Source organism: Rhizobium sp. CNPSo 3670 (assembly GCF_057784555.1).
Map to the genome: position 1 here is coordinate 99,832 of NZ_JBXSOL010000008.1, position 15,083 is coordinate 114,914.

Here is a 15,083-nt window from a genome sequence, read left to right on the forward strand (position 1 = left end):
TCCCTTACCCTACCGCTGCTAACGACATTTCCGCTTTGAGCGACTGGCCGCGCGAGGCGCCGACAACCGCGTCGACATCTAGGATGAGAGCCACGCGGCCGTCGCCGAGAATGGTGGCGGCGGCGATGCCGGGCACATGAGTGTAGTTCGCTTCCAGGCTCTTGATGACCACCTGGCGCTGACCCTGGATAGCATCGACCATCAGGGCGCGCTGACCGCCGCCTTCCGATTCCACCAGCAACGCCACGCCCTCAACGGGGTTGGCCTGCGTCGCGCGGAAGTTCAGGATGCGACCAACATCGACCAGTGGGCAGAATGAGTTGCGGATCGAGATCAGCCGGTGGTTCGCGCCGAAGGAGTGAATCGCGGATGCTTCCGGCTGCAGGGTTTCGACGATCGCCGTCAGCGGCACGACCAGCGTCTGGCCGGCGACGGTGACCACCATACCGTCGAGAACGGCAAGGGTCAGCGGCAGGCTCATGGTGAAGACCGAGCCGTGGCCCGGCTTGGAGGTGATGTTGATGCGGCCGCCGAGCGCCTGGATCGAGCGCTTGACGACATCCATACCGACGCCGCGGCCCGATATGTCGGAGATCTTGTCGGCGGTGGAGAAGCCCGGCAGGAAGATCAGATTGTCGATTTCCTCGTCCGACAGGTTGGCGTCGGCCGGGATGAGATCGTTGTCGATCGCTTTCTGGCGAACCTTCTCGCGGTTGATGCCGGCGCCGTCGTCGGCAAGCTCAATCAGGATGCGTCCCGAACGGTGCTTGGCGGTGAGGCGAACCGTACCTTCGGTGTTCTTGCCGGCGGCCGCGCGCTTTTCCGGCGTTTCGATGCCGTGGTCGACGGCATTGCGGATCATGTGGGTCAGCGGCTCGGCGAGCTTGTCGATAACCGTCTTGTCGACTTCAGTGTTCTCACCTTCGGTGATCAAGCGGATCGACTTGCCGGTCATGTCGGCGATTTCGCGGACGATACGCGACATGCGCTGGAAGACCGGCTTGACCGGCTGCGCGCGGATCGCCATGACCGAGTCCTGGATCTCGCGGGTGAGCTGCTGCAGCTCCTCCAGACCCATGTTGATCGAAGACGTGCCTGTCGTGTCGTTCTCGATGACGCTCTGCGACAGCATTGCTTGGTTGATGACCAATTCGCCGACCAGGTTGATGAGGCGGTCGACGCGATCGAGATCGACGCGGATTGTCTGGCCGGCGCCGGCGGCGTTGTTCTGGGCGGCGGCATTGGCCGCGGCGGCTGCGGCGGCGGCCGATTCCTTCTTCTCGACGCGGACGGCGGCTGCCGCCATTTGCGTGATGTTGGAAGCGGTCTCGGCGGCGGCGACGGCAGCGGCCGTGGCTTCGGACCGTGCAGCGGAAACACTCTCAGTTGCCTCGGTCTCGTCCAGGATCGACAGGTCGAAGGGAACCGGCACCATCGGCAGTTCCTCGTTGCTCGAAGCGGCGTCAACTGTCTCCTCGACCGGCTTGACCGTCAGCTCGCAATCCCACTCGGCGAATTCGAAGACGGCGCGGATGGCATCCTCGCCCTTGTCGGTCTTGAGTGTGACGTTCCAGAAGAAATAGGCAGCCTCCGGATCGAGCTCCTCGAGACCCGGCAGCTCATTCATATTGCAGTAGATCGTCATTTCGCCGAGGCGCGAAAGGTCGCGCAGCAGCAGGGTGGCGTCGTTACCCTTCGAATAGAGTTCGTGGCGCGGCTTGAAGGTGATCTCGTAGGCCGGCAGGCCGGTCTCTGCGCCGTCCTCGTCGCCGAAATCGTCGAAGGAAAAGGGGATTGGCTGGAAGCCGCTGTCGTCGGTCGGCTTGGGGGCTGGCGCCGGAGCGGCCGGAGCGGCCTTTGCGGCGGCCTTGGGCGCAGGCGTCTCGGCCGAAGGAGACGGTAGCTCGCCATTGGCCAGAGCCTCCAGCTCCTTAACGAGGCCGCGGCTGCGGCTTTCATCGACGCTGCCGCCGTCGCGCGCAGCATTGGTCAGGTCGGCGAGCACGTCGGCCGACTTCAGCATCACCTTCAGGACGTCCTGGGTCGGCTCGAGCTTGTTGGAACGAACGCAATCGAGAGTGGTCTCGAATACATGGGCGAAGGCAACCAGATCATCAAGGCCGAAGGCGCCGGCGCCCCCCTTGATCGAATGCACGGCACGGAACACCGCATTGACGGTTTCCGGATCGCGATCGCCATCGTTCATTTTCAGAAGACCGGATTCCAGCTCGGCGAGCTGTTCCTCGCACTCCTGGAAAAAGATCTCTTTGATTTCGTTCATATCCATAGGAGCAAATCCTGGGTTTAAGCGGTTACGCGCTCAATTGCATCGATCAGCTTGGCCGGGTCGAAAGGCTTGACGATCCATCCGGTGGCGCCGGCCTGGCGGGCGCGGTTCTTCTTTTCCGCGTCGCTTTCGGTGGTCAGGACCAGGATCGGGATCGCCCGATATTTCTCGTTGCGGCGCACACCTTCGATGAAGCCGAACCCGTCGAGGCGCGGCATGTTGATGTCGGTCACGATCACGTCAGGATTGGATTCTTCGAGAACCTCGAGGCCCTCGACGCCGTCTTCCGCCTGGATCGTCTCGAAACCGGCATTGTTCAGCGTCACGAGCAGCATGTTTCGGATGGTGCGGGAATCATCCACGGTAAGCACTTTTTTCTTCATTGCCGAATCTCCTTGGCAAGCAGGTGGTCAATATTGACGCCAACCAGCTGCATGGTTTTGTGAAATGCGTCGGACACCTTGGAGAAGGTGAACGGCTGCTTGTCCTGCTCCCAGGTCTTCTCGGCGGACATCAGGACCTGAGCGCAAAGAGCCCCGATCCGCTCGACGCCCGATGCGTCGATCGAAAGACCGCTGCCCCTGAGGGAGATGAGTTTTTCACGCAAGGCGGAAGCCTCGTTGAGATCCAGCACCGCTGTCAAATTCAGCGTCTTGCCACTCTTCTTTGCTACCATCAGCTTGTCCTTGTCCCCTTGTCCCCGGCCCGAAAAGATGAGCTGCGGCGATCATCCGATAGGTTAGTAAACATTCCGCCCACCTCTGACGCTCGCGAGCGCCTGCGGAAGGCCAAAATCGTCATTTTCATATTCGTCTTCGACCGCGGGACGGCCGGCCGCTTCGATCGTGCGGGACGGCGCAGCGCGAACCGAGCCCAAGCGCCCGGAATGCGCATTTTCGCGGGCTATGCGGAATTCGCGAATCGTCTGGCCGAGCTCAAGAATGACGGTATGGAGGTGGTCGGCGCCTTCAGCGGAACGTTCGGCCAAACCGGCGTTGTCCGCCACCTCTGCGCCAAGTCCTTTGACGTCGGCCGCCACGCCGTCGAGGCTTGCGGCATGCTCGCCGGTCCTGGTGGCGATGCCCGATATGGCGGCGTTGATGTCGGTGACCTGCCGCACGATGCTGCCGATCGAGTCCTGCGTTCGTCCGACCATCTGCACGCCGGCGTCGACCTGCGCCTTGGTCGTCGTCACCAGCGTCTTGATCTCGCGGGCGGCGTCGGCCGAGCGCTGGGCAAGCGCACGAACTTCCTGGGCGACGACCGCAAAGCCGCGGCCGGAATCGCCGGCGCGAGCCGCCTCGATGCCGGCATTCAGCGCCAGAAGATTGGTCTGGAAGGCGATCTCGTCGATCGCGCCGATGATCTGGCCGATCTTCTCGGCCGACTGCTCGATATCGGCCATTGCGCTGATCGCGCGGCCGACGACCTCGCCGCTTTGCTCGACCGCAGCGCGGGTAGAGGCGGCCGCCTGTTCGGCGGCGCGGCTGTCGGCGGCGCCGTCGCGCACGCTTCCGGCAATGCCGGCAAGGATAGCGGCGGAAAGCTGCAGCCGCTCGGCCTGGCCGGACGCCGTGCCGGCGAACTGCCGCGACTGGCCAGCAAGCGAGGCGGTCGCCGTCTCGGCCTTATCAGTGCGTTCGGTCATGGCGGCGAATTCTGCCTGGAGGCCATCCAAGGCGCCGTTCAGGGCGGCGGCGATCCCGGCATAGGCACCGTCGGCGTCGACAGGCGCGCGCCGCGTTAGGTCGCGGGCGGCGAGGCCTTCGATGACGTCGCCGAATATCCGGGCGATCTCCGCTTCACTTTCGGCGCGCTGATCGGCAAGCGCGCGGCTCTGGGCAGCGCGTAGCGCATTGAAGCGGAGCGAAACGGCGATTTCGACATCGACCATGACGATGCGGATGATCGCAGTCATCAGCTCGGAAATTTCGCGGGCGCGGCGCTTGGCCGAGGGCAGCAAGGGGCGGCCGGCAATCTCTTCGGCGAGGCCGGAAAGAACATGTTCCAGCACGACGCCGTGGCCGGCTACGTGCCAACGCGGGTCGAGGCCCATCTTGCTTTCGGTGTCGGAGAGAACCTTGACGCGCTCGGCATAGAGGCTGTCGAAGCGGGCATCCGTCAGCACGTCCCAATGTGAGGACTGCAGATCATGCAGACGATCGACCTGTCTGTCGCTCTCGAAGTTGCGCGCAGCGTCGGGATAGGACTGGAACCTGTGGAAGAGATCGCGCAGTCCCGCTTTCAGATGCGCTTCGAGGGCCGGCCGGTTACGGCGCACCAGTTCGCACTGATCGGCATCGAGACCGGCAAAACGCAGGCGATCACGCAAGCTGCCTGCCTGCGCTCCACGAGCCTGATCTGATGGCATGTCCTGCCTCAACGCCTGTCCCCGACCCACTTTCCAGGCGAATGCCCGGCAAAAAACTTTTGCAGCATTCGATCAACGCAAGCGCGGAGCCGGTCTTCACCACCGGCGACGACCGGCAGGTAAAGCCCCTGATCAGCTATGTTTCGAAGCTGTCTGAAGAGATGGATACCGGATCGACCCGGTACGGCGGTACGGCGTCATGCCTGCTGGGAACGAGCACATCTTCCCATTCCGACGTGTAACCCAATGTTTATGGTTAATTCCTTGCCCGAAGGTTAATAAGTCTTTCCAGGAACAGGCTTTTGGAGCAATTCAAGGCAGTTCGCAGGAATTACTTCCGCGGAGTTGCACGGCTGCTACAAGGCACACGCAAGCTTCGTGTTATAGGCCGGTCGACAACCAAGACATGACGTCGACAAGGACAGAGCAATGATTGTTCTCGGATTGGGTTCCTGTTTGATCGCAACGGGCATACTTGCCGCCATCGCCCGCCTCGATTTCCTTGCCGCAAATCGCGACATCCGGATGCTTCGGGTGTTCTGAAGCCTCTCTGGCTTCAAGCCGATCCAATCCCCGTTGGCAGTCCGGTGCCTTTGGTGTAATCGCACTCGCGCCTTTCACGTCAGCGGAACACTCGGTTCATGTCTCCCAGATCTGGTCTTCTCATCGTTCTCGGCTTCACGCTCTGGCGCGTCGTCACGCTGTATTTCGATGCCACAGACCTGTTTGTCGACGAAGCACAGTACTGGTTCTGGTCGCAGAATCTCGATCTCGGCTACTATTCAAAACCGCCGATGATCGCCTGGGTGATCCGGGCGATGACGGAGCTTTCCGGCTCCAACGCCATCTATTTCATCAGGCTGCCCGGGCCGCTGATCCACATGGTGGCGGCGCTGGTGCTGATGAAGCTGGCAAGGCGCTTCGTCGGGCCGGAGATCGAGGGCTGGACGGGCGCCACCTACATCACGCTTCCCGGCGTGGCGCTCTCTTCGGTTTTCTTCTCGACCGACGTGATCCTGCTGTTCTTCATCGCCGTCGCCCTGCTCGCCTATTTCAGCCTGACGAAGCGGCGCTCTGTGGCACTGGCGCTCGTTGTGGGTCTCGCCGTCGGCCTTGCCTTTTTGACGAAATATGCCGTTCTGTTCGTCGTACCAGGCGGCGCGATCGCCCTCCTCCTCATCCCCGCGGCGCGCATCGCTGTCCGGGACTTCATCATCGCGGTCGCGGTTGCCGCTGTCGTCGCCTCGCCGAACCTCTGGTGGAACCTGCAACACGACAATACGACGGTGCGCCACACGCAGGATATCGCCCACTGGAGCGATCTCGGCATCAATCTGCGCCGCGGGCTCGAATTCTTCTCCGCCCAATTCGGCGTCGTCGGGCCGATCATCTTCTTCGCAATGCTGTGGGCGGTCTATCGAATGATCAAGGGCCGAAGCGACGACCGCGAAAAGATGCTGATCTGGCTGTCGATGCCGGTGGTGGTGCTGATCACCCTGCAGGCGACCGTTGCCAAAGCCTATGCCAACTGGGCCGTGACCGCCTATGTCGCGGGGACCATTCTTGCCGTCTGGCTGCTTTACCGGATGTGGCCGAAGGGGCTGAGGCTGTCGCTCACCATCAACGGCATCGCAAGCCTGCTCTTTCCGCTGGCGACCATCTTTCCGCAGCAATTGCTGCTGCCGAACGGCGACGAATTGATGAAGCGCTATCTCGGGCGCGCCGAGGTCAGCCGCGAGGCGGGAGCCCTCGCAGCTCAGGCGGGCACCGACATCATCGTCACCGACAACCGCGACATGGTCGCTGATCTCTTCTATACGCTGCGGGATGCATCTTACAGAATCTATGCGCGCGCACCCGCAGGCCTGCCGGAGAGCTATTATGAGCAGGAATTCGCCCTGCCCGCCGACATCGCCGGCAAGGTGCTTTTCCTGACGGACACGCCGCTAACCTGCGCCACTGAAACGCCGGAGCTGCTGAAGAGCTGGCTGCCTGCCGCAGGCTACTACAAGCGAAAGACGCTTTACGTTTACAAGGTTTCTGCCGTCTGCCTGGCGCCCTGAGGGCTTCAGCCTGGTCGATTGGGCAGGCAGAGGCCGGTGCCGGCGCCTTCTATCTCAACGAACCTGACGCCGCCTTCCTCAAAGGCGAGGCGCAATTGCGCTTCGGTCGCACGGTGGATATCGTGGTGGCGTCCCTCATAATCGCGGATGGTGCTGCGTGAGACGGCCGCCTTCTCGGCGAGCTCGTTCTGGGTCCAGTCGAGCAGACCGCGTGCAGCCCGGCAGAGAGCGGGGCTTAGAATTGTTTCTCTCGCGCCTTGACCCATGATCTCAAAGTACCCATATTGGTTGATATAGATCATATATGTCATAATACGAACGAATTTTCCAGATCGGGAGAAGTGATGCCGCACGATACGCCCTTGATTTCGACAATCGTCGGCGGCCTCGTGCTGGCTTTCATCTTCGGCGCCCTTGCTCATCGGCTGCGCATGCCGCCGCTCGTCGGCTATCTGATTGCCGGTGTGCTGGTGGGACCACATACTCCGGGTTACGTGGCCGATCAGAGCCTCGCGCCGGAGCTTGCCGAAATCGGCGTCATCCTGCTGATGTTCGGCGTCGGGCTGCATTTCTCCCTCAAGGACCTACTGTCGGTGCGCGGCATTGCGCTGCCTGGCGCGGTCGTGCAGATCGGTTTTGCCACCTTGCTCGGCTGGGGCCTCGGTGCATTGATGGGCTGGCCGACCGGCGGCAGCCTGGTTTTCGGCTTGGCGCTTTCAGTTGCCTCTACCGTCGTGCTCCTCAAGGCTCTGCAGGAGCGCCGGCTCATAGAGACGGAGCGCGGCAGGATCGCCGTCGGCTGGCTGATCGTCGAAGACCTCGCCATGGTGCTGGCGCTGGTGCTGATCCCGGCTGCAGCCAGCATCGGCGGCGACGGCCATGGTCCCGTCGAGCCGCTGTCGGCGGGGCTGAACAGCGTGTTCGGCCTCGATCTCGGCATCGGCGGCATGATCGCCATGACGCTGGTCAAGGTAGCACTCTTCGTGGCTCTGATGCTCGTCTTCGGCCGCAAGCTCATTCCCTGGACGATGCATCGCATTGCCCATGCCGGCTCGCGCGAGCTCTTCCGGCTCGGTGTGTTGGCCATCGCCCTCGGCGTCGCCTTCGGCGCGGCCAAACTCTTCGGCGTGTCCCTGGCGCTTGGCGCCTTCTTTGCCGGCATGGTGCTTGCCGAAAGCGAGCTCAGCCACCGCGCAGCCCAGGAAAGCCTGCCGCTGCGCGACGCCTTCGCCGTGCTCTTCTTCGTCTCGGTCGGCATGCTGTTCGATCCGAACATCCTGATCGACAGACCGCTGCCGATCCTCGCCACCGTCTTCATCATCGTCATTGGCAAATCCGTCGCCGCCTTTCTGATCGTGCTCGCCTTCAAGAAGCCGCCCGGCACGGCGCTGACTATTTCGGCAAGCCTCGGTCAGATTGGCGAGTTCTCCTTCATTCTCGCCGCTCTCGGCGTCGAGCTCGGGCTGTTGCCGGAGGAGGGCCGCGACCTGATCCTTGCCGGCGCCATTATCTCGATCATCGTCAATCCACTGCTGTTCTTCCTCTGCGACCGCGCGCGGCCTCTTCTCGAAGGTGCAAGGCGCGAGGAAACCGTGGCCGAGCCGGCTTCCGCCGCCGATGTGGGTGCCGTTCAGGAACAGGCGCCGCCCGAGGACGACGACGTGCGTCCGACCGCGCTTACCGGCCACGCAATCCTCATCGGTTACGGCCGAGTCGGCAGGATCGTCGGACAGAATCTCAAATCGTCAGGCACGCCCTTCCTCGTCATCGAGGATTCCGACAAGCGCATAGGCGAATTGAAAGCGCAGGGGATCGAAGCCTACATGGGCAATGCAGTGGCGCGGGAAACGCTCGATCTCGCCAATCTTTCGTCTGCACGCAGCCTCGCCATCGCCATCCCGAACGCCTTCGAGGCCTGCCGCATCGCCGAGCAGGCGCGCAGCGTCAATCCCTCGATCCTTATCGTCGCCCGCGCCCATTCCGACGCCGAGGTCGACGAGTTGAAACAATACGGCGCCGACACCGTCATCATGGGCGAACGCGAAATCGCCCTTGGCATGGTTGACCGGCTCGCTCAAGTGCATCATGAGAGTGTTTCCTATGAAGACAGGCAGGAGCCTGCTACAATCATCCCGACGGGCACTGCTCCGCCGGAACGACAATGAGAGATTGGCGCGCTTTTGAGCCGATACGGGAGTGACATCGCCGGGACGGAGGAGGTGGAGCTGGACCAGCACCGTCTGACGAGCCGTATCGCCTTTTCCCTCCTCTTTGCCATTCTTGCCTATATCGGCCTGCTTTTCGGCGGCAATCTCATCATTGCGCCGGCGACCGCCGTCAATACGCTTTCCTCTTCCGGCCGCGATCCGCAGCCGCCGCAACTGAGCGCGCGCGATGCCGTGCGCGGCGTGCTTGCCGCCGAGCGCAGGCTTGCGCCGAAACAGACCGCCTACGACGCCGGACCGCCGGCCCTTGCCGCCGCCCCTGCTGTCGACTTTACCGGCTGGGACATGGCCGCTCCTCTTGCGGCATTCGAGCCTCCGCTTCATCAGGCAGTTTCCAGGACCCATCAGGCGCGCGCGCCCCCGATCATCGCCTGAGGCCTGCGCCGAGCGGCGCATCCGACCATTGACGACATGCCGCCAGCGCCCGGGCGCCGGCCCTCGATTATCTAAGGAATACAACATGCGTAATTCACCATGGCTGGTGTTCACCTATACGGTGATCATCGTGATCGGGCTATTGATCGCCCTGCCGAACGCCCTGCCGCAATCCGTGCTCCAGCGAATTCCGGCCTGGCTGCCGCATGAGCAGGTATCGCTCGGCCTTGACCTTCGCGGCGGTTCGCACCTCGTTCTGGAAGTCGACGAAGCTGATCTGACCAAGGAGCGGCTGCAATCGCTGCTGCAGGACGCCCGCCGCGTCCTGCGCGAAAAGGGCATCCAGCCCAAGGCCGTCGTGCGCAGCCAGAACCAGATCGTCGTGACGCTCGCCGATGCCGCGCAGAGCGACGCGGCAGTCACCGATCTTAAGACGCTTGCCAACCCGATCAGCACCGGCCTCAGCGCCGGTCAGGCGGATCTCAACGTCACCGCAAACGGAGCAACCATCACCGTCGGCTTCTCGCCGGCCGGCATCTCCGCCAATGTCGACAACGCCGTCCAGCAGAGCCTTGAAGTCATCCGCCAGCGTGTCGACCAGGTCGGCGTCTCCGAGCCGACCATCCAGCGCATCGGCGGCAACCGCGTGCTCGTCCAGCTTCCCGGGGCGCAAGATCCGTCGCGCCTGCGCGAACTTCTCGGCTCCACGGCAAAGATGTCCTTCCACATGCTGGCGCCGAACAATCAGCCCGGCCCCGGCGTCACCATGCTGCAGGACGACGAAGGCAGATCCTATCCGGTTCTCGACCGTGTCGAAATATCGGGCGACCGCCTATCGGATGCCCGCGTCAGCTTCGATCCTAACACGCGAGAGCCCATCGTCAGCTTCCGCTTCGACAGCGCCGGCGCCACCCGCTTTGCAGAGATCACCCGCCAGAATGTCGGCAATCCCTTTGCCATCGTCCTCGACAACAAGGTGCTGAGCGCCCCCGTTATCCGCGAGCCGATCACCGGCGGCTCCGGCCAGATCTCCGGCAACTTCTCGGCAGACAGCGCCACGACGCTTGCCGCCATGCTGCGCGCCGGCGCCCTGCCCGCCAAGCTGACCGTTATCGAGGAGCGCACGGTCGGCGCCGATCTCGGTGCCGACGCCATCAAGATGGGCATCTATTCCGGCATCGTCGGTTTCGCCCTTGTTGCAGCCTTCATCTTCGTGCTCTACGGCACCTGGGGCATCCTGGCGAACGTGGCGCTGCTGATCCACACGATCCTGACCTTCTCGGCGCTCACGCTGGTCGGCGCGACGCTGACACTGCCCGGCATTGCAGGCGTCGTTCTCGGCATCGGCCTTGCGGTCGATGCGAACGTCCTTATCAATGAACGTATTCGCGAAGAGACCCGCAAGGGCAAGGGTGCCTTTGCCGCTATCGATACAGGCTTCAACCGAGCCTATTCGACCATTATCGACGGCAACATGACGGCCCTGATCGCTGCGGCGATCCTGTTCTGGTTCGGTTCCGGGCCGGTTCGAGGCTTTGCGGTGACCATGGCGCTTGGCCTGATCATCTCGATGTTCACCTCCGTCGCGTTCGTTCGCGTCGCGATGATCGAGATTACCCGCCGCCGCAAGTTCAAGGTGCTGAACATCCGGCCGTTGATCCCTTTCAGCCCGTATGACAAGCACATCCAGTTCATGAAGGCGCGCTTCTTCGGCGTCACCGTTTCGGCGCTGCTTTCGATCGCATCGGTCGTGCTCTTCATCCATCCCGGCCTGAACTACGGCGTCGATTTCCGCGGCGGCATCCAGATGTCGGTCAAGACGAAGGAGGCGGCCGATCTGGCAAAGTTCCGCGAGGGTCTCGATAGTCTCGGCCTCGGCGAAATCACGCTGCAGACCTTCGGCGACAACAACAGCATTCTCGTTCGCGCTCAGCGGCAGGAAGGCGGCGAAGAGGCACAGACGGCGGCGGTGACCAAGCTGAAGGCCGAAGTCGCCAAGATCGATCCGAGCGCTACCGTCGAAGGCACCGACGTCATCGGTCCGAAGGTCAGCGGCGAGCTTGCCTCGGCCGGCATCCTATCGGTCGTGATCGCCAGCATCGCGATGCTGCTCTATATCTGGGCGCGGTTCGAATGGCCGTTTGCCGTAGGCGCCATCGTTACGCTGGTGCTCGATGTCACCAAGGCAATCGGCTTCTTCGCAATCACCGGTCTCGACTTCAACCTCACGGCCATCGCAGCCATCCTGACGCTCGTCGGCTATTCGGTGAACGACAAGGTCGTTGTTTACGACCGAATGCGCGAAAACATGCGGCTCTACAAGTCGATGCCGTTGCGCGAGATTATCGACAAGTCGATCAACGAAACTCTTGCGCGAAGCCTCTACACCAATGCGACGGCCTTCCTCGCCCTGGTGCCGATGGCGATCTGGGGCGGCAGCGCCGTCTCCAGCTTTGCGATCCCGATGGTCTTCGGCATTCTTGTGGCCGGCGCCTCGTCGATCTTCATTGCCGCACCGATCCTGCTGTTCCTGGGCGACTGGCGCCGCCGCCACGCCAAGGCGGCAACGGCGACCGATGCGGCAGCCGAAATCATCCCGCCGGAAGAGGGTCGCTCGCGCAAGTCGGCGAGCTGAAAACGGGTTGTTAACGTATCCTTGAAGAGGGCGCCGGTTGCAGAGCCGGCGCTCTCTTTTTATTGTTGCCTATTGCCAGGATAAAATTATGCAGCAATTCAAGCTATTACAGCGTCCATCGCGCGGCTGAAAAAGAGAGCGCGACGATGCATCAGAGATCGGGGAAACCGCGCGATGTCACCCAACCCGACGAAACCGCTTGAAACCAATATTGCCGGCGACAACGAAGAACGCATTAAGCGCTTTCTTGCAATCGCCTCGCACGACCTGCAATCGCCGCTGCGCCATATCGCCATGTATGCCGAGCTGCTGCTCGACGATCTTGAGGAGACACTCGACAGCGAGCAGCTTCAGAGCCTCAAGATGATCCTGGAAAAGGTGCAGGCGGCCCAGCGTCTCACCAAGGCACTGATGAGCCTTGCCGGTGGCGCACCGCAGGTGACGCTGGAAGAGGTCGACCTGAAGGTCTTGGCCGAAAAAATTTGGAGCGAACTCATCGAGGAGACGGGGGCTCTCGACGCGACGTTCGCCAGTCGGGACCTCCCCTCCATCCGCACCGACCCGGCGCTGTTCGGCTTGGTGCTCAGGCAGCTCATGTCCAACGCCCTCACCTATCGGAGCTCATCGCCGCCGCATGTGGCCATGACGGCGGAGCAAGAGGGGGCGAACTGGGCCATCCGGATTTCCGATAACGGCACTGGCATCGATCCCGCTTATCGAGAGCGGATCTTCGAGCCGTTCTGGAAATTACCGAAGGCGGGGGCAGCCCCTGGCGCCGGCCTCGGCCTGACGACGGCGCAGGAACTTCTGAAGGTGCTTGGCGGCGATATCCGTCTCGAGCATTCCGACGAAAACGGCAGCCACTTCGCCATCCGCCTTCCCGCCGGCTGAGGCACATATTGCAATCGCTCAGCCTCGTTTGCCGTGCTTGAAGCGCACCGCGATCTCAGATTCGGCGGACGTGCTTCCTTTGCGCATGTCGCTACCGCAAAGCCTTCGCGCTGTTTTGCGCGGCTCAAATGCTGTAATCGTCCTTCCAGAAATCCGGCACATTGTAGTGCACATATTCGCGGATGATGTGCTGCAGCGTCTGGACGTCGATTTCGTCCTTGCCGATGCGAAAGTCGACGCCGTAATCCGGGAATTCCTGGAAATAGCCGCCCGATATGTCGGTCGAGACGACGCCGATCGGGCCGGTATAGCCGATGCCGCGCAGCTCCGGCACCGTCTCGCGGAAATCGGCATTGGGCAGAAGGCGATTGTCGAGCAGGATGAGATCGAAGCGCGCCGCGCGGATCTTTTCCAATGCGTCTCCGATCGACGGCGAATATTCGACTTCGACCGCCGGCTCGGAGAGATCGGCGATCTTCTTTTTGAGCGCGCGGAATTCGATGAACTCGTCATCGACGAAGAGAACCTTGACGGCGTTCTGTCGGACCGTTTTGGTGATCATTTCAATTTCCCCAGTCCCGAAGCCGATTTTCACGAAACCAAACCATTCCTCAGGGCGATCGCCACCATGTGGACGCGGTTCACGGCGTCGAGCTTGCGCGCGGCCGCAGTGATATGCGAATTGACCGTATGTTCAGACAGACCGAGGATGATGGCGATTTCGGCCGAGGTCTTGCCTTCGCTGGTCCATTTGACGATTTCCGCTTCGCGCTGGGTCAACCGCCCGGACATTTCCTGCGTCAGGATTTCCTCGTAGAGCTTGTCGAAAATGCGCATGGCATCAAGAAGCATGTCGGCAATCTCGCCCTGGTCCGGCTCTTCACGCTCGCCGCTCAGCACGAGACAATATCGCCGCCCTTCGGGCGTGAACAGCGGAATGAAGAGGAAGACGCCGCTGCGGAACTCGTTGAAAAGCAGATCGGAGGGATAGGTGTCCGGCTGCGCGCTCCGGCCATGGACGGGCGTTGCCAGAAACTGAGCGCTCTTTGCGCGGGTGGTCCCGAGCGCCTCCCTCAACGTCGCAATGAACAGGCCAACCCGTCGCTCGGCGACATTGGTGATGACGATATCGCGTTCGCCGAATGGAGCCGAAGCCTCGGAAATGCGGGCAAGCGCGAAATTATCGAAGTGGTAATGCTGCGCCGCCGCTTTCAGCAGACGGAAAAAATCGGTGCGGTTGATCGCTCGGCTCAGCTCCGGTCCGGCATGAAAAGGAGTTGCCGCGGCATTGTTCATTCCCACTCTTCCTCTCCTCCCGCCATGCCCCCGATCCCCAAATCTTGGGATATACGTCTTAAACGCGAACAGCTACAAAAATTGCGAGACGGTTGATGAGAGATATCGAAACGGGGACTTTCGGTATACAAGGCGGATATCATCAATTATCTCAACTACAGGTGATGCACGGGCAGATATACTGAGGGGCAGTAATTCTTACCTGGGTGTCGTAAATCTTCCGCGTTCAACATCCATGAATGCGAGAAGGCAGTGCCAGACGTAAGCGCGAGAGAGCCGACAGGCCCATTCAGCTAAGGGGTTGGCTGGAAGTTCGTGGCGGCGAACACGGGTCAATCGGCTCTCTCAGCGCTTATTTTACGTTCCGTCCGTTTCGTTTCGGTTGCATCTTGGGATGCGCACTCGGCCTTGTCAATTGCGGTTCGTCACGTCGCCAGGACCAACGCCAGGAAACGCACCATTCGGCTTCCGCTGTTTCCTACACTTCCAGATTGAGAAGGATCGCTGCGAGGTCAAGCGGCTTCTCAAGGTAAAAATCGGCACCGGCTTCGAAAGCACGCATGCGATCCTCATCCGCATCCGACCCGCTGCAGACAGCGAGACGCATTGTTCTGAACCGGTCATCGCTGCGCAGCGTGCTTACCAGGCTGATGCCGCTGTCGAGGGGCATATAGAGATCGGCGACCAGCAGCTCCGGCGGAGCCCAGCCTTCGGCCACGCGCTGCTTCAGCGCCTCCAGCGCCGTCTCGGCGGTCGAGAAACAAAATAGATCGACGTCTATATGCTGCTTCTTGCGGATATAGTCGAGATAGAAAAGATCATCCCTGCTGTCGTCGACGTAAACTATCGTAGGCATCCGGCACCGTGATCTGGGTATTGTTCGAATGAACCTCGTTGTCTTCCGACGTCACGATATCGCGATTTCACGAAAATTCGATCT

At 61.7% G+C, this 15,083-nt stretch carries 13 protein-coding genes; 5 read left to right on the top strand and 8 right to left on the bottom strand.

Going from position 1 to position 15,083, the window contains the following annotated elements; all coding sequences use genetic code 11:
- Positions 1-4: 4 nt before the first annotated feature.
- The 4 genes from AC13QO_RS10490 to AC13QO_RS10505 all read right to left on the bottom strand — a co-directional run bounded on the left by AC13QO_RS10490 (position 5) and on the right by AC13QO_RS10505 (position 4,658).
- Complete coding sequence (locus AC13QO_RS10490; protein ID WP_488540596.1) at positions 5-2,287, bottom strand: chemotaxis protein CheA; 2,283 nt, start codon at positions 2,285-2,287, stop codon at positions 5-7.
- 17 nt (positions 2,288-2,304) lie between these two features.
- Positions 2,305-2,670 (bottom strand): chemotaxis response regulator CheY1, encoded by a 366-nt coding sequence (gene cheY1, locus AC13QO_RS10495; RefSeq protein WP_003570362.1) that lies wholly within the window; start codon positions 2,668-2,670, stop codon positions 2,305-2,307.
- The gene (locus AC13QO_RS10500) at positions 2,667-2,963 is read right to left on the bottom strand and encodes an STAS domain-containing protein (RefSeq protein WP_064809596.1); all 297 of its coding nucleotides are present in this window, start codon (positions 2,961-2,963) and stop codon (positions 2,667-2,669) included. The genes cheY1 and AC13QO_RS10500 overlap by 4 nt, the downstream gene beginning before the upstream one ends.
- Positions 2,964-3,026: 63 nt before the next feature.
- Positions 3,027-4,658 carry a globin-coupled sensor protein gene (locus tag AC13QO_RS10505; RefSeq protein WP_488540597.1) on the bottom strand — a complete coding sequence of 544 codons (1,632 nt, stop codon included), beginning with the start codon at positions 4,656-4,658 and terminating at the stop codon, positions 3,027-3,029.
- Between the two features lie 641 nt (positions 4,659-5,299).
- On the opposite strand from AC13QO_RS10505, the gene AC13QO_RS10510 reads away from it, so the two are divergent.
- The gene (locus AC13QO_RS10510; protein WP_488540598.1) at positions 5,300-6,721 is read left to right on the top strand and encodes an ArnT family glycosyltransferase; all 1,422 of its coding nucleotides are present in this window, start codon (positions 5,300-5,302) and stop codon (positions 6,719-6,721) included.
- A 5-nt stretch (positions 6,722-6,726) separates the two neighbouring features.
- On the opposite strand, the gene AC13QO_RS10515 is transcribed toward AC13QO_RS10510, so the two are convergent.
- A complete protein-coding gene (locus tag AC13QO_RS10515) occupies positions 6,727-7,032 on the bottom strand; it encodes a helix-turn-helix transcriptional regulator (RefSeq protein ID WP_434712063.1) in 306 nt (101 codons plus the stop codon).
- Positions 7,033-7,065: 33 nt separating this feature from the next.
- On the opposite strand from AC13QO_RS10515, the gene ybaL reads away from it, so the two are divergent.
- The 4 genes from ybaL to AC13QO_RS10535 all read left to right on the top strand — a co-directional run bounded on the left by ybaL (position 7,066) and on the right by AC13QO_RS10535 (position 12,847).
- On the top strand, positions 7,066-8,886 hold the full coding sequence (ybaL, locus tag AC13QO_RS10520; protein WP_488540599.1) for a YbaL family putative K(+) efflux transporter: 1,821 nt from the start codon (positions 7,066-7,068) through the stop codon (positions 8,884-8,886).
- A gap of 54 nt (positions 8,887-8,940) precedes the next feature.
- The gene (locus AC13QO_RS10525) at positions 8,941-9,321 is read left to right on the top strand and encodes a hypothetical protein (protein ID WP_085776931.1); all 381 of its coding nucleotides are present in this window, start codon (positions 8,941-8,943) and stop codon (positions 9,319-9,321) included.
- An 85-nt stretch (positions 9,322-9,406) separates the two neighbouring features.
- Positions 9,407-11,956, top strand: a complete 2,550-nt coding sequence (gene secD / locus AC13QO_RS10530) for a protein translocase subunit SecD (RefSeq protein ID WP_097600310.1) — start codon at positions 9,407-9,409, stop codon at positions 11,954-11,956.
- Between the two features lie 174 nt (positions 11,957-12,130).
- Positions 12,131-12,847 (top strand): sensor histidine kinase, encoded by a 717-nt coding sequence (locus tag AC13QO_RS10535; RefSeq protein ID WP_488540600.1) that lies wholly within the window; start codon positions 12,131-12,133, stop codon positions 12,845-12,847.
- Between the two features lie 124 nt (positions 12,848-12,971).
- On the opposite strand, the gene AC13QO_RS10540 is transcribed toward AC13QO_RS10535, so the two are convergent.
- From AC13QO_RS10540 to AC13QO_RS10550, 3 genes are all read right to left on the bottom strand, one after another.
- Positions 12,972-13,409 carry a response regulator gene (locus tag AC13QO_RS10540; protein ID WP_488540601.1) on the bottom strand — a complete coding sequence of 146 codons (438 nt, stop codon included), beginning with the start codon at positions 13,407-13,409 and terminating at the stop codon, positions 12,972-12,974.
- A gap of 29 nt (positions 13,410-13,438) precedes the next feature.
- A complete protein-coding gene (locus AC13QO_RS10545; protein ID WP_085776927.1) occupies positions 13,439-14,143 on the bottom strand; it encodes a helix-turn-helix transcriptional regulator in 705 nt (234 codons plus the stop codon).
- Between the two features lie 478 nt (positions 14,144-14,621).
- Complete coding sequence (locus AC13QO_RS10550; RefSeq protein WP_097600307.1) at positions 14,622-14,999, bottom strand: response regulator; 378 nt, start codon at positions 14,997-14,999, stop codon at positions 14,622-14,624.
- Positions 15,000-15,083: the final 84 nt, after the last annotated feature.